Here is a 15953-nt window from a genome sequence, read left to right as displayed (position 1 = left end):
AAATTTGTCATGTACCTAGGCATTGTAATTAAAATTCCTTTGTGATCTATAGGCAGCCTATCAACTGATGCCATTGCCGTGCCTTAATATACATTGCTCGGCGTAACACTCTGAGAATTCTTCGCTGCAGCAGCAATTGTTTCATGATGCATGCGCAAATTAGCAAGATAAAAATCTTTATGCTCTTTTAAATTGATATCTTCAATTAATTTGTATTTTAAATCTTGCTTCATTTTTGGATACTCACCACTTATGATTTCTTTTTTAATCGTTTCGACTATTTTAGTAAGTAAACACTCGTTTAAAGCTGGAGTTTCGATATTATTCATAAAAATCATAGCCAATGCTTTAGAGTTACAATTTTCTTTAAGATAACCCTCAACCACTGTACGTCTTGAGGACCCCCAATAGCTTCCCCATGTTGTAGCTTCGTATTGTTTTAATGAAGACTTAATAAGACTTTGAAAAGATTTTTCCGTTAAACTATCAACCCAATCATAAATAGCTCTGTAGACTAATGAGATACCCACATCGCTAAAGGGATGAATAAATCGTTTATCTTTTTTTGCAAAAAGCACTACATCTCGAGTAATCTCTATTATGTTTTGTTCGAAGCTTTTATCTTGAATTGCAAGGGCAATAGTAGGGATAGACTGCTTACGCAACATGAAAGGGGTAAGTCCTTTTACCAGTAGTTGATTTAAGGCGCCATCCTCCTGAGATCCTGAGCTTAGAATATATGCTAATCGATTGTCACCACTTTCATTTTTACTCGTTCTTAAATATTCTTTTACTGGCTCTGTTCGTTGGCGAAATGAAAAGGTAGGCAATAAAGGACTATATTTTTTATCGATAATCTTAGTAATATATCGTTCTAAAACCTCTGGGTGAGTATTTTTTGCCCAATCAAATAAAGAGTTATGATAATTTTTCTTTATATCTTCTTGACTTAATGGATAAGTTTTTTTTGAGTGCACTGCGTTTTCTTGCACGCTCTCTATGAAAACAAATTCTTCATTGGGTTCTAATTCTTCTGGATCCTCATTTTGTTCTAGTTCTTGGAGATGTTTTTCCCTTTGCTCTGCTTCTTCTAATAGGGTTTCATTTTTTTCTGGTTCTCTGGGATGATGTTTTTCATTATGTTCTGGTTCTTCAATGAGATTTTCATTTGGTTCTTGCCCTTCGAGAAGTGTTTCTTTTTGTTCTAATTCATCTCTAAGCTCTCCTTTTCGCTCTAATTCAGTTAAATAGAGAGCAAGTGAGAAATCTTCATCTAAATTTAATTTGGCTTCTTTTAATTGAAATTCCTGCTCTATTTTTTTTACGTCTTCAGGATGATATTCATATGCAATTTCTCTATACTTCAAGCAATCAGATATATCTTCTTTGGTAGGATTTTTAATTTCACTTAATGTCTTAAATAGCGATAAATAATAATCGCCGCGTAGCGTTAATAGTTCAAGTTGCGTGTCATCATCACAATTTATTAAAGGGTATTCTTCCAACGCTCTAATATTCATGATACAAAAGGAAATAATTTGATAATTTTCAGCATTGGATCGTTCTTGTAATGCATACAAACGATTAAGTTCTAATTCATTCCTAATAAACTGGGTATCTTTCTTTAGCATAGAGTATTTCTCCTGAAAATTAATCTCACGAACTAAGAAGCTTTCCATCGAAAATTTTGTGAGTCCTCTTAATTTAGAAAAACGGTAAGGTACGGTGCAAACCGAGGACAATGGAGTTGCCGAATTTTTTTGCTTGTAGTAACAATTGTTGTCCTTGACAAGACACATTAAAAATCCGTTCCCTTTAACACATTATCTTGCTTGCTACGAACCCCACTAGGATTGCTTGACAATTCGTTCTTATCGCCTTCGTGTCGCATAGCGTGGCACGTAGGCATAGGGCATTAATTGCCAACAGATTGTTTTAAATTTTTATGTTACTTTTTGATTTTTATTGACCTCCAAAACATGCATTGAGTGTTACGGCATTGTCCGCAGGAAGCCAATGGCCATAGTTTTCGCCATGCCAACGGCTAGTTTCTTTAAGTTTTTCTTGAACAATTTGTTGAGTGAGTCCTTCACGTTTAATCCAATCGTCACATCGTTTTTTAACTTGTCTACGAATTTGGCCTCGCATAAAAGAGTAACGACAAGGATTGAAGGCTTCATTTAAATTATCTGAGAGATAAGGTTTAAGCAGCATTTCTTTGTTGACCAGTTTGGAGAACTCCCATTTACCTTCATTTAAAACTAAAAGAGAAGGATGGGTACGGTCTCCAATTTTCACGCTTTGTGTTAAATTCATATAAAATTTCCATCCTGCATAATTTCCTGCCAAGTCTGCATTGGAATAAACACCGTTTATCAAAGTTCCAAGATAAGTTTGTTCGAGAAATTGGCCATATAAAACAACAGCAGCATGGGCTTGTTGGGCTGATTTTCCATGGTTCAGGTAATACATATAAATTCTGTAGTAGGTATGGCCCATCATAAAAAAATGACCTAGCTTGTCAGTACCGAAATAATAACCATACATATTAATCGTCGGCGCAAGACCAATTACAAATAAAGGAGATTGGGAAAAAACGAGCCAATAAACAGTTTTCCAGGGTCGGGCTTCTTTATAGAATATTGGTTTTGATTCTTTAGGAATACGGCGTAACCAACGAGGAAAGCCTGGGCCTGTATGTTTGTAGACTAAATCTGCGATATAGGTTCCATTCTGGCGTAATGCCAATTGCGATGCGGCATGCCTACTGCGCTGAGCCCTGGGTAGAAGCATTTGAATTTCTGAATTAGTTTGAGCGATTACTTGGTGAATAACATCGTAAAGTCTACTGCTTGTAATTGGGCCAATGTCCTCTAACTCCTGGGGGGGAAGGGTAAATTGATCCGTTTCTTCTGCTTGAGTTTCTCGTAGTGTGCCAATAAATAAAAATATAATTAAAAAAAGATCCTTGTAAAATCCATATCTTTCTCATCCTGAATTGAGTCTGTCATTAGAAACAAAATCTATCTGCCTGTCTAGAAAAATCGTTCAAGAAAAATAATTTTTCATATCTTCATATTCAATTGATTTAATGGATGTTATGAGACAATCCGTAAACACTTGATGATGCCAAGCGTCATTACGATGAAATCCCTCGAGATTTTTGGCTTGGTTCGTTTCTAACTTGGGCACACAATCCTTATTTCAATATTTATTACAATAGAATGAAATTCAAAATTGTACCAATCAGTTGGCGGAGCTTATATTTGAATATGCTGAAAAAATACCTGTACTAACAGAAGATATTTATTAAGATATTTATGTTTATCGACGTACCGTAGAAAAAATGCAACAAGACCCCAGATATGTTGCTTTGGTTAAAAGCTTATCTTGAGCTTGGTTGATCGCTCATTTTGCATTGAAAATCTGTAATTGCTTTGCCCTATCATCTGTAAACACACTAGCAGATTCTCTATTAATTGGTTTCAAAGAATGTACAATGAAGCAGTTGGGCTTTGCTGTGTTCGTTACGATCCCAACTGCTTTTCTCTGTTCAATCAAATATACATGGAGTTTCGGATTTCTTCGAATCGAGCATTGTCTTCTTCTTTCATTTTTTCAGCTGCTTCTAATTCCTCTTGTTCTTGTTGTTGTTGAGCCTGTAGTTTTACGAGTTCAATCATATTTTGAGTTTTTAACTCTTCTAAAATACCGGCTAATAAAATTTCAGTGGGCGTTTCTAATTTTATTTCTTGGGTGGGGTGTTGTTCATTTTTGTTTTTCTTGTTTTCTTTATTCCCGATGAGTGGGGGGAGCGTTGATTAAAAAACAGTTGATGGTCCTTATCGGAGTAAGGGTGGTTTGTTTTATGAGCTCCATTTTTTTGGCGAGTATTTGCAGCTTTCTTCGTCATAACAATCTCCTTTTCCTTGTGAGTCTCTTTTAGATTAATCTAAAATTTGAGTTAAATGCAAATGTTTATTTCAAAATTAACAAATTTTATATTTTTATTGTCAATATTGAGCATCAAGCACAAGAGATCATCTAATTTAACTATCGAAATCCTAATTAATAAATTGAAATTATATCCATTTATTGACAATAAAAACCAGATCATTTATATTCAACAAATGAATAGATTTTGAATTGGTATTCATGTGAGTAAATTTATTAATTTAGCGTTAATCCTGTTTGTTTTTTTGTTATCTTCATGTGATTCAAATAAAGAAGAACATTATCTGCATTTTGCTACATCGGCAGTATATCCACCTTTTGAATATAGTGAACATGGAGAAATTAAAGGTTTTGATATTGATTTGGCAAGACTTATTGCTAAAGAACTTGGGAAAGAGGCAGTTTTTGACAATATGCAATTTAGCACGGTTCTGCCTGCAATAAGCTCTGGTCAAGATGAGATTGCTATAGCGACAATTACTATTACGGAAGCCAGAAAAAACAATTTTGACTTTTCTGAACCCTATTATTTTGATGGTATAGCCGCCGTATATCGTTCCAATCAGCCAGTCGCAGCTCAGAACCAATTGCAAGGAAAAAAAGTAGCGGTACAACTGGGGAGTGTTATGGAGATTTGGTTGCGAGAAACTTTTCCTCAGGTTGAAATTACAGTATTGGATAATAACAATCAAGCAATTGAATCCTTACTTTCTGGTCGCGTCGATGTTGTTTTAATGGATGGATTTCAGGGTAAAATTTTTAGCAATAAGTATACTGAACTAGCTTATTCCTTAATTGCTAAAGCAGATAATGGATATGCTTTAGCAATCAAAAAAGACTCTCCACTAACGACAAAGATTAACAAGGCACTCCAAAAACTTAAAGCAAATGGATCAATTCAAAAACTGGAAACTATCTGGTTAAAGAGTTCAAAACGAATTTTGCAAAAACTGTGATGACCTAGGCCCCTAGAAATAACGTTCATTTATTGATTTAATCAGGAGGTTAAAATGTCCCTTACTATTCCAGTTGGTAACACTATAGTAGAAGACGATCATTCGCAAACTATCAGCGAAGTAACAACCAATACGTTCGTGATTAATTTACAACAGGCGATTTTTGATCTTGAAGTAGACTCCCACCAGTACTCACTTATCCCTGAACCCGCAGGAGGTGGTAATGCATCACCTATAAAAAAATAAGGCATTTTCTTACAGGAACAGAATTAAGTACCGAAGAATTGAAACGTATTTTAGAGAAGGCCAAAGTATTAAAACAAACCCCATCCTTTTATTACCAGGCTTTAGCCAATAAAAGTCTAGCCATGATTTTTGAAAAACCCTCATTTAGAACTCGATTAAGTTTTGCAATGGCGATGCAAAGTATGGGGGGAATAGCTATTGAAAGTTTAGGTGATACCAGAAAACAAGAAACCCCAGCAGATATGGTTAGAGTTCTGAATGGTTATACTGATTTTATTATGGTGAGGACTCATGCGGATGAGATATTGCAAGAAATGGTTGCTCATGCAAAAGTACCTATAATCAATGGTCTTTCAGCCCTACATCATCCATGCCAGATCCTCGCAGATTTATTAAGCTTATGGGAACATTTTGGTTCGCTTGAAGGGCTTACCATTACTTATGTGGGTGATGGAAATAATATTCTTCATAGTTTGATGTTACTTGCACCTCAATTAGGTATAACCATTAATTATTGTTGCCCTGAATCTTGTCAACCAAGCAATGGAATTATAGAGCAGGCGTGTGATATTAGAAGCGATATGATTCATCGTTTCGCAAAACCGGAAATGGCTGTTAAAAATGCTGATGCGGTCTATACCGATGTATGGACTAGCATGGGCTTTGAAGCCGTGGATAATAGCCAGGTATTTCAAAGATTCCAGGTCAATGAGTCTTTAATGTCTTATGCAAAGTCAGGGGCAGTATTTATGCATTGCATGCCCATGATGCGAGGAAAAGAAGTCTCTGAAACTTTGCCAGACAGTCCTGCTTCAATAATTTTTACTCAAAGTGAAAACAGATTGCATGTGCAAAAAGCATTGCTACTGTTTTTAAATTTATAAGCATTATTTATCTAGTTGGGTTATTGCTCAATTTTGTTCATAACCCACTCAAAGTAAGAGATCTGTTGCATCCTTTTTAATTCACCCACTTCAAAATTTGGAGATCATCTTTGATATATTGGGTTACTTATTATGACCATGGCCTTGAATAGATAGGCTTTTTGTTTTGATAAGAAGTTCACTGAGATCTGATGATTGACTCAGCCATTGTCTAAGATATTCAACAAATTCCCAAATCAGGCGCTCTTCGCCGCGTTTTTTTAGATAAAACGCATGAAACTCAATATCTATAGTAAAATCGCTAAGTTCAACTATAGCTAATTTATCATCAAGTAATCTTTCATAAATCAAACACCAACTATGTCCATGCTCGACTGTTTTGATGCAGTTATATACCGTATTTACCTCAGCGGTAATTTTAGGTGAAATGCCTTTTTGTGCGGCCAATACATTAAATTTTTGGCGCAATATACTGTCATTCGTTGTTAAAACTGCATCGTATTCTGCCAATTCAGTTATAGAAATAGGGGTGTTACGTTTTGCTAGAGGGTGATCAATCGATACAACCGGTAAAACTCTTTCTTTCCATAATGGTATAGAGGTTATATTGACAGGACAATTGCCTGTATAAGGTAAAATGAAAAGGTCATAATCACCACTTGAAAGACTGGTATTTAGATCTTTACCTGGAACTATTTTATTAATAATAAAATAGTTTGTTTTAAGTGCGAGCATATAATTGATAAATTCAGCAAATACTGAGAGAGAAACATACGGATTCAAGCCTATATTAATGGTTAATTTAGGCCTGCTTTTACGGTCATTGTGCTCTGCCTTCATCATTTCATTATAAATACCAAGCATTTGGCGAATGTAGGGAAGAAAAGCTCTTCCTTTCTGGGTCAACTCAACCCCATAGGTAGTATTTACAAAGAGCTGACTTCCTAACTCCTGTTCTAATTTTTTAATACGCCGGCTTATGGTAGGCTGAGAGGCATACATGTGCTTTGATGCTAATGATGTTGAATGATATTCAACAACTGCAAGAAATGTTTTCATATCTACTATGTTCATCTAAGCCTCCTGGCTTTTATCTCTTAAGAGATTACCCTGTTTGCTTTTATTATTCATTATTATTAATAATATTAGTTAAAAAAATCATCTCAAACAAATGAAATTGGAATTGCTTCCACCTCTATTTCCTCGAGTTTAATTAAATAACTTTAAGACTGAAAATCCATCATTAGTCAGAATACATAACAAATGACGGGACAAATGAAAGAAATTTTTTACAATGATCATTTCCATCAAGGGTAGGTATCACAAACATAACCCTTGATAGAAAGCAAAAAAACATATAAACAATCTGTAGAATCTGGCTAAAAAGCCTAATTTTAAAAAGCCAATTTTCCTGAGATCAATTATCAAATTTTGTAGCATTTTTTACATGATACTCATCAAGATCTTGAAAAGTTTATACAGAGTGACTCTTCTTCTGGATTCTTTTTCATCTGACGAAGGATCTCCTTCATTATTATACTCTTATGTTCCTTCACTTCTGTTCTTTTTTTCTGTATTTCTTGTATGTCTGTGAGTATCTCATTGATTTTAGGGCGAGTTGCGGGGTCGGTACTCATGCATTTTGTTATTAAGGCTTTTGCCATTTGGCCCACATCGCTTTGAAATACAGGAGTATCAAAATTTAAAGCACTTAAAGGATTTTTGTTTGCAGAAGCTGTTTTCAAATTAGATAAAAATTTAAGACGCGCATCACCAATGTTTTCTGCTAATAACTCATAAAATAAAACGCCTAATTGATAACTTGTATAAGACTCTGTATTAATTTTATCTCTTGCTAATGGTTGATCTGTATACTCAGGCGCAGCACATTCATAAGTAGTGTGAAATTTTCCTATTATGCATTGGTTCTCATCTATTGGACGAATAAATTTTAAATCAGAAACTACGACATCTCCATTCTTATTAACTAAAAAATTATCTGCTTTAATATCCGGATAGCATAGTTGATTTTTCGCTAATACATCGATAAATGAAGCGACTTGCTTCGTTTTATCTAATGCATTATCAATCAATTGATTACTTTGAGCTCCTTTTTTGCTAATCGCTTCTAACTCTTTAACTAAGCTTCCGTTATCACAGAATTCTCCGACTGAAATGACACAGCTAACTGTCTCTTGAAAAACACCTGCAGGATAATGAATATACTCTTCGGCCAAGTAAGGCCTAATTTCTGGATTAGATGAAACTCTGTTCAATATTGAGGGCTTTAAATCGGCTTTATTCATCCAACGAATCAAAAATTTTTCATCATTCTCTGAGTGTGAAGCAAGCCATACTTTAGTATTACCTCCAGCTAACTTTTTTAATTCAAAATTAGCAATAGTACAAGATTCTGAATCTCCTAAATCATTTCTAAGAGTTATAAGTGAACTTATATCGGAGCAGTAAAATGTATTGCCTAATAATTCGTGGGCACGATCGAGTCTTGTTTTATACTCTCCTGATTTTTTTTGTAGCTCTTGAGCCCAATGATTTAATTCATGGGATACTTCGAGCAGTAAGGCTCTATATTTCTTCGCAGCTAAATTCTTATGAGAAAGGTTGGCTAGCTGATATACGCATTTATTTTGAAGTTCTGCCAATGTATTACAATATCTTTCAATGTCTTGTGAGTTTTTTGATAATGAGGCGGTTTCTTTTGCACTCTGCACCTTATCTAATAGTGCATCAATACATTGATAATGTTCCCCCCTTTTTCTAAATTTGGGTGTGGTTTTTTGTACCCATTCATTTTGGGTTGGGACGCAGATGTTTATTGTTGATAATGAGGCAGAACTTTTTTCTGCGGCTAAACCAAGTATCGGCGGGTGCTCTAGTTTTTGCAACTCAATTGAAATTTGGTTCATCAGCTCAGGGTAGGAGCGAATGTATTCTGCATACCAATAATTCTCTAAAGGATCATCATTTTCGTGAAGATCTTCATAAAGATTCTTGGAAAATATATGAATTTCAATAAGCATTGCTACTTTCTTACTCTTATTTTTCTCTCCATCACAAGAATTATATTCTTTTACCAGATTGTTTAGATACTCAGAATCTGCCCATCCCTCCACGTTTAGTTTAAAGTCCATAATCTACTCCTTAAAAAAATTATTGATGAATTTCTTTTTTATTTGCATGAGCTAAATTATTGGTGTAAAATGTTAAAGCCTCATGCATTATGCCAAATGATTGCTGACATACTTTTAGTTTAAGAGAGTAGCGTTAAGTCTTGATTATCTTGCTACGAAACCATGGAATACTTCATTCTTAATAACAACGAAGTTATTCTGGCCAATAAGAGCTTTGGAAATGAAATTTTTAGATTTTCCTGAGTGAGTTGGCGAGTTATTTTACGTTTTAATGAGATCCCTGATTTTGAGATCTCAAAGAAAGTTCTAGAGAAAAATGAGGATAATTTTTTCTCTAGAACTTTAGAATGGAAAATAATATCTGTTTGATAATAGCCTTAGTTGGTACCCATGTCAGTCAAGCAGTTCTTTCTCATGAGTGGCAAAAAGTTGCTGTCCCAATTCAAAATAGGCGCTGTTGTTAATATCAACATATTTATGTGACGCAACGTTGACTCCATCAGCAGACGTTACATAACGTAGTTTTGGTTTATTGCTTAATGCCGCTTTAAGGACAATTTGGGCAATCTCATCCCCAGTTTGAGGACCGTTAGGAAAATGTTTCGGGAAATTTACTCGAAGAATTTGTTCTAGTTCTTCATAGACGGCAATGTTTGATGCATGAGGTTGTTGTAACTTTCCTGCGAAAGCAGTTGTGACTGGACCGGGCTCGATGAGTGAAATATGAATACCCAATGTATTTGCAATAGGTGCTAGTGCTTCCATCATTCCTTCAACAGCAAATTTGGCTGCACAATAGATTTCACTAAAAGGAACAGCAATAAGGCCTCCCAAACTGGATATCGTAATGATATGCCCGTTTTGCATTTGTCGCATAGAGGGTAATACCGCCTTGGTAAGGCGAACTACACCATAAAAATTAACATCCATAACTTTTTTAACATCATCTAGTGATGCTTGCTCTAATGTTCTATGAAAACCTTCTCCGGCATTATTGATAAGAATGTCAATGCGGCCATAATCATTAAGAACCCCGCCAATACACAGATCAATCGATTGATCATCGCAGACATCTAATTGACGAACATCTAAGTGTAGTTTTTCTTTCGCTGCTCTATCTAATAAGGCTTTAGCCTTATCGATATCACGCATAGTTGCTATGGTCTGAAAACCTGCATGAGCAAAGGCTAGGGCAAGAGAGGAGCCTATTCCAGTTGATGTTCCAGTTATAAGAACAATTTTTTCATTTTTCGAATTAATCATGGTCATTGGTCTTTAATTTTAAAGATAATTACAAAATTACTACTAAAGTAGTTTTGATGCAAATAATATAAGTTAATAATATGTAAGCAATTTTGCATTCCATTTTTAAATGTGATACAAAATGCGCCTCGCTAGAAATCAGCGTATATTGGCTTGAAGTTTCTAGTCTTGTATTCAAGAAAGAGTTACTCATTCTAGTATAAAAATTTTTATCCATTATTAAATATGAGTTATTGTGAATGAAATTAAACTAATCATTTGGGACTTAGACGATACCTTATGGAAGGGGACATTAGCAGACCAGGATGATGTAATATTAAACAAAGATGTGATTGAAAGAATTGAATATTTGTTAAATAGAGGTATTGTTCATTCTATTTGTTCAAAAAACGATGTAAAAAAAGCAGAAAAGATGCTCAAACAGTTAGGCATCTATGAGTTTTTTATTTTTCCCAAAATATCCTTTGAAGATAAAGGATTACGAATAAAAAAAATTATAGAGCAAGCACAGCTTCGTGAACAAAATGTATTGTTTGTAGATGACAATGAGTTTGTTTTACGCGAGGTTCTTTTTCACAATCCCAATATTGTAATTAAATTAGCTGAACAATTTATGCAAGAGGATGTGAGCAATTGGGGAAAAGATGACAGTAATCGAGAGCGCTTAGCCCATTATAAAATTCTAGAGAAGAAAGAGAAAAATAAAATAACATTTCTTGAAAAAAATCATGATGAACACGCATTTTTGAAAGAATGTAATATCAAAATCCAGCTTATCCCTTTAGATATCAATGATCATGAGATTGAACGTGTGATAGAGCTTGTGAACCGTTCAAATCAGATGAATTATACGCAATCACGAATTAAGTATGAGTATTTATTTACTTTATTTGAATTAAAAAATGGGAACAACTTTAAAGTCCGTGTGGAAGATAAGTATGGAGATTATGGGGTTGTAGGGTATGTTTGTATTTTAAATAATTCCTTGTTCCACTATGTGTTTTCATGTCGTATTCTTGGCATGTGTGTTGAAGCAAGGATGTATCAATGGTTAAAAACAATGTATCCCGATTTAAAGTCTTCATTTAATATGTCTAAACTAAAAAATGTAGATATAAATCTGGACTTTATTGAAATTAATTTGCAGCAAGAAAGCGAGGACAAAAAATCTACTCTTAATAGTAAAAAAGTCTTGGTTCGGGGGCCATGTCTTGCAAATGCCGTTTCATTTCTTCTTAGTGAGCACTATCACGTAGATGAAGAAATATTTTCATTTTTTGAATATGCAAATCTACATTTTTTACGAGAAAATTTAGAAGGTAAACAAGATGTACGTTTTGATAAAACACGAAAAGCTATAGAACTTAATGAGTACCATATGATCGTTAATTTTCTTGAAAGTGATTATTACAGTGGCAATTATAAGATCCAAAGCAATAAAATCCCTGTTACATCCAATTATATTTTCTGGAAAAGTCTAAAAACGATCAAGCAGGATAATCACGTGTTGGGAGAACACATTAAAACAATGATGATTAATGGAATGCGTGATATCAAACGATTTAATCTTGATAATCGCTTTTCTCCCTGGCCACGAATTGAAAGAATGGTTAATGCTACACTGGATTGGTTTGGAGAGCGTTGGCGAAAAATTCTTTATCAGTTCATTTTTTATTTTGTATTTAAAAATTACCGTGGTTATGTTTCTGAAAAGCAATTTGAAAATAATGTGCTCTGGTATATTGGTCTTTTCCCAGAACATGTAAAACTGTTATTTATTAATCCTCCTGAGAAAATACCCTTGCCATTAATGACCCAAGAACAAAACGAGAGAATTGTTCAACGGACTCAATTGCTGAATAAGATTATGAGAAATATTGCGAGAGAAAAGCCGAATGTATTGCTTTTGGAAATGGATGAGATTATTGATCAAGAAGATATCGTCGACAGCTTTTCTCATTTAAAAAGACAAGGATATATCAAATTATCTCAATTATTATTAAAAACAGCAAAGTGTTCTTTTGCTGGAAATTAATCAAGACCAAATTAGCTGGATAAATCCCTTTGCACCAGCATAGGGCTCGCACTCCTGACCTCCCGCTTTCGCGGAAGGCGACTAATTTAAAAATACTTAGACGAACCCTTACAATTTCCTTCTTAACCCACGATCGTGGAAACCAAAATGTCATATTTTGAAAATCTCATGGTCACTGAGGGTTCTTCCACATAACAACCGTCATTCGGAATCAGAACTCCATAAGATGTGTTTCCATGGAATTTCACACGGCAATAATAAGTTGTTTTTTTATTCACAATGTTATTGAGCACTGCATTCACTGGGATATGACCGTTTTTGACGGGAACCCAAGTTTCCACTTTTTGTGGCGCGGGCCGCAACGGAGGTGTGGGGACGGCTGAGTAGTTGCTAACGAGGATGGTATAATCATAAGGTCCAGGGTAATAATACAATGGAACAGAGTAATAATAATCTGCATAGACAGGCGGTAAATATAATGCTGTTGTAAGGGTTGCCCCAAATAATGCACCATAGAAAAAGCCATTTCCCCAGCCCCAATAAGGTCCTGGCCCCCAATAGGCTCCCCCGGTCCAATAGCTGCCGTGCCAATAGCTGCCATGCCAATAGCTGCCATGCCAATAGCTGCCATGCCAATAGCTGCCGTGCCAATAGTTGCCATGCCAATTATTGTGATTTATCCAATTTGCATTGCCAGCAAATTCTTTGTTGGCGTACTCGCCATGATGAAATCCATCGATATGACCTGTTACGCTTGATGCTTGATTAAAGGGGTGAATTGTTTGTGGATGATGCTCTTGGAATGGCTGCATTGTTCCATAAGACGAACCTCCTAGTCCACGATAGTGTTCACTTTCCCGATAACCTCCAGAAGCCCCCCATGCAGAGTAATTGTTATTTCGGTGATACATCCCTGCAGATTCACGGGAGTTGTTACCCCATTCAAATCCGCCCTGCCCATGAAAGCCCCCCCCCATCCACCATGAAAACCACCTCCACCATGGGCCCACGCAGAAGAGTTTCCAGCAGCTAAAAGGATGCAGAACGTATTGATGAGCGACGATATCTTAATGAATTTCCTCGTGATTTTCTTTCTGGAATGACAAGCAAGATCACGTGTTTCCCCAAAATGGTCGTCCTTTTGATCAGTCATCAATAAAGAGGTGTTACATGCGCATTTCTCTGATTTTTTATACATCGTAGTTCTTCCTGTGCCGAGAGAATGTTTAATATCCAAGAGCATTATTCCAAATACATTGTGGTAGAAGCAATAGTTAATGTGAGAGTTTAAGTCGCAATGTGAAAACTAAGTAAAGACTGTAGTTTTGGTTGAGTACTTGTTCATATTTTAAGAAAAACTCTTTGACAATTATTGGGTGAAGTGATAGTTTTTGCGCTTTAGATTAGGAATCAGAAAATAAACGGATTTACTCAATAAAGAGCTGGAGTCTCTTCTATTCCAAGTTAAGGATGATGAAGTCGATGTCTAGTGTAATTAGTGAGATAAATCTTTTAAAAAATACCCCATTTACTGTTTATCAACAAAAATGGGATTCGCGAAGCTCTGTTCGTTCACGCCCTGAGAAGTGCATTGATTTTAATCTTGAAGGTTATTTTTTCCCTAGTGACAAGCAACCCATTTTACTCAATGAAGAGGTTCAAGCATTGGGTGAGTCGGTAAAAAAGGACATACTGCTCCAATCATTTTTCAAATACTTAAATGATATTGTTCATCTTGAGGTGAAACTTATCAATCATGCCTGTCATCTTATCATTTATGAACAATTACCAATAAGTTATCCTGAAGAAACAAAGCTTAATGCTTATACAGTTTTAATTGATGAGTATTATCATGTCTATGTAGCTAAGAACATGATGATGCAATTGGATAGACAGTTTCCAAATCGGAAAAAATTTAATTATCCCCTCTCTGATTCTTATAATGCAGTACTGCAAATTAAAAATAAGTTGCCTGGCAAATACCATGCGATTTTTGAAATATTAGCTGTATGTATCTTTGAAACCACTTTAGTTCGTGAATTGGTAGAATTTTTTAATAGCCCTAATGTACATCCTTCAATTAAATTTTATGTCAATGATCATATGAATGATGAATCAAGGCACTATGGTTATTTTTATGATTTATTGGCATATACTTGGGCAAATCTTCCTCAGGATTATCAAGAGCGCATCGGGGATCATTTAGCCTCCTTTGTGACACTCTATCTGCATATCAATTCAGATAAACAATTTAATTTGGAATTACTGAATTCTCTTTTTGAAAATGAAGACAAATCCGTGAAGCTTGTGAATCAATTGTATCAAGGGTTTGAAATTACTCCAGAGTTGCCCATTGTGAAGAATGTTATTCAGGTGTTGCAAAAAACGGGCATTTTAGATCATGACTCAGTAAAAAAAAGTTTTAACAATTTAGCTTTAATTTGATAAAGGATTAAAAATGAGTGTCGCTATTTCCCATCAAACAGCAAGTCATATTCCCTATGATGAAACTACCAAGCAACTAATAGCTTCTACCAAGATTCGTTTGGAAAAAAGCGATCATTTATTTTTGCCGCTGAATGAGACATTAGAATTATTAAATGAATTGGCTTCTTTTAGCTTAGGACGATTTTTATTGCATAATCGCGGACTTAATGGCTATTGGACTTCCTACATTTTTCGCAATACTCCTGATCCCGAAGAATCGATAGAATTAGAATCATGGTTGTTAAACAAATCACTTTATGTGATGGCGCGCGAGCGTTTTTATCTATTTCAGGATGAAATTAGAAAAAGACTAAAATCTAATATGACTTTAGCTTCTATTCCTAGTGGTTTAATGGATGATTTGTTATTTCTTGATTATTCTTCTTATCACAATATTCATCTTGTGGGTATTGATGCTGATTCTGAATCCTTACAATTTGCGCGTCAAAATGCGAATGAACAAGGTTTTTCCCCTGAACAAGTTACTTTGATGCAAAAGGATGCATGGGATTTAGCGATTGATGCGCAGTTTGATTTGCTTACGAGTAATGGATTAAATATGTATGAATCGTGCGAAAAACGATTAGTTGCATTATATCAAAGTTTTTATAAGGCATTGAAACCTGATGGAACCTTACTGATTAGTTTTATTCCTCCACCACCACAGAATATTGAATCGCTGATCTCTTCGGAGAATTTTCTCAAGGAACGAGCGATTTTCGGTGATATTGTCCAAATTAATTATTTGAATTTTTGCACTGAAGCGAAGATGAAAATTCAACTTCAAGCTGCTGGCTTTACTATAGAAAGCGTTCAATACAATGAAAAGGGGATGGCTCCTGTGATTGTCGCTAAAAAATAATTTGATAGCCAATACAGAGATTAGAACTTGGACGAAGGAGTGAAAATATCTCATGTCTTCGTTCAAGAAAATCAAGCTAAGATTGAATTTATAGAGTTTTCTTGACGGGGTATC

General features: G+C 35.1%; 13 protein-coding genes and 1 pseudogene. 5 read left to right on the top strand and 9 right to left on the bottom strand.

The window, feature by feature from the left end; genetic code table 11:
* Positions 1 to 83: 83 nt before the first annotated feature.
* From EL220_RS15350 to EL220_RS19270, 5 genes are all read right to left on the bottom strand, one after another.
* Entirely contained in the window at positions 84 to 1631 is a 1548-nt protein-coding gene (locus EL220_RS15350; RefSeq protein WP_027272147.1) for a polysaccharide deacetylase family protein, read from the bottom strand.
* A gap of 331 nt (positions 1632 to 1962) precedes the next feature.
* The gene (locus tag EL220_RS15345; protein WP_232002495.1) at positions 1963 to 2793 is read right to left on the bottom strand and encodes a hypothetical protein; all 831 of its coding nucleotides are present in this window, start codon (positions 2791 to 2793) and stop codon (positions 1963 to 1965) included.
* 255 nt (positions 2794 to 3048) lie between these two features.
* Entirely contained in the window at positions 3049 to 3192 is a 144-nt protein-coding gene (locus EL220_RS18275) for a hypothetical protein (protein ID WP_155833977.1), read from the bottom strand.
* 365 nt (positions 3193 to 3557) lie between these two features.
* The gene (locus tag EL220_RS19605; protein WP_269470993.1) at positions 3558 to 3683 is read right to left on the bottom strand and encodes a hypothetical protein; all 126 of its coding nucleotides are present in this window, start codon (positions 3681 to 3683) and stop codon (positions 3558 to 3560) included.
* A gap of 62 nt (positions 3684 to 3745) precedes the next feature.
* Complete coding sequence (locus tag EL220_RS19270) at positions 3746 to 3913, bottom strand: hypothetical protein (protein ID WP_232002494.1); 168 nt, start codon at positions 3911 to 3913, stop codon at positions 3746 to 3748.
* Positions 3914 to 4157: 244 nt separating this feature from the next.
* On the opposite strand from EL220_RS19270, the gene EL220_RS15340 reads away from it, so the two are divergent.
* Complete coding sequence (locus EL220_RS15340; RefSeq protein WP_027272144.1) at positions 4158 to 4910, top strand: ABC transporter substrate-binding protein; 753 nt, start codon at positions 4158 to 4160, stop codon at positions 4908 to 4910.
* Positions 4911 to 4964: 54 nt separating this feature from the next.
* Positions 4965 to 6040: pseudogene (argF, locus tag EL220_RS15335) on the top strand (ornithine carbamoyltransferase).
* 123 nt (positions 6041 to 6163) lie between these two features.
* On the opposite strand, the gene EL220_RS15330 reads toward argF, so the two are convergent.
* From EL220_RS15330 to EL220_RS15320, 3 genes are all read right to left on the bottom strand, one after another.
* Positions 6164 to 7114, bottom strand: a complete 951-nt coding sequence (locus EL220_RS15330; RefSeq protein WP_027272142.1) for a LysR family transcriptional regulator — start codon at positions 7112 to 7114, stop codon at positions 6164 to 6166.
* 383 nt (positions 7115 to 7497) lie between these two features.
* A complete protein-coding gene (locus EL220_RS15325) occupies positions 7498 to 9192 on the bottom strand; it encodes a protein kinase domain-containing protein (RefSeq protein ID WP_027272141.1) in 1695 nt (564 codons plus the stop codon).
* A gap of 393 nt (positions 9193 to 9585) precedes the next feature.
* A complete protein-coding gene (locus EL220_RS15320; RefSeq protein ID WP_232002491.1) occupies positions 9586 to 10455 on the bottom strand; it encodes an SDR family oxidoreductase in 870 nt (289 codons plus the stop codon).
* Positions 10456 to 10690: 235 nt separating this feature from the next.
* On the opposite strand from EL220_RS15320, the gene EL220_RS15315 reads away from it, so the two are divergent.
* The gene (locus EL220_RS15315; protein WP_027272139.1) at positions 10691 to 12490 is read left to right on the top strand and encodes a hydrolase; all 1800 of its coding nucleotides are present in this window, start codon (positions 10691 to 10693) and stop codon (positions 12488 to 12490) included.
* A gap of 122 nt (positions 12491 to 12612) precedes the next feature.
* Here EL220_RS15315 and EL220_RS15310 read toward each other — a convergent pair whose 3' ends face one another.
* Entirely contained in the window at positions 12613 to 13500 is an 888-nt protein-coding gene (locus EL220_RS15310) for a hypothetical protein (protein WP_232002490.1), read from the bottom strand.
* Positions 13501 to 13972: 472 nt separating this feature from the next.
* Here EL220_RS15310 and EL220_RS15305 point away from each other — a divergent pair, with 472 nt between their 5' ends.
* Together EL220_RS15305 and EL220_RS15300 are read left to right on the top strand one after the other, a co-directional pair.
* Positions 13973 to 14935: a diiron oxygenase gene (locus EL220_RS15305; protein WP_051544782.1), complete on the top strand. Its 963-nt coding sequence runs from the start codon at positions 13973 to 13975 to the stop codon at positions 14933 to 14935.
* A 13-nt stretch (positions 14936 to 14948) separates the two neighbouring features.
* Positions 14949 to 15839, top strand: coding sequence for an SAM-dependent methyltransferase (locus tag EL220_RS15300; RefSeq protein WP_051544781.1), 891 nt, complete (start codon positions 14949 to 14951; stop codon positions 15837 to 15839).
* Positions 15840 to 15953 lie beyond the last annotated feature (114 nt).

Origin of the sequence: Legionella sainthelensi (genome assembly GCF_900637685.1) — a bacterium.
Classification (GTDB): domain Bacteria; phylum Pseudomonadota; class Gammaproteobacteria; order Legionellales; family Legionellaceae; genus Legionella; species Legionella sainthelensi.
This window is presented reverse-complemented; position numbering and strand designations above follow the sequence as displayed.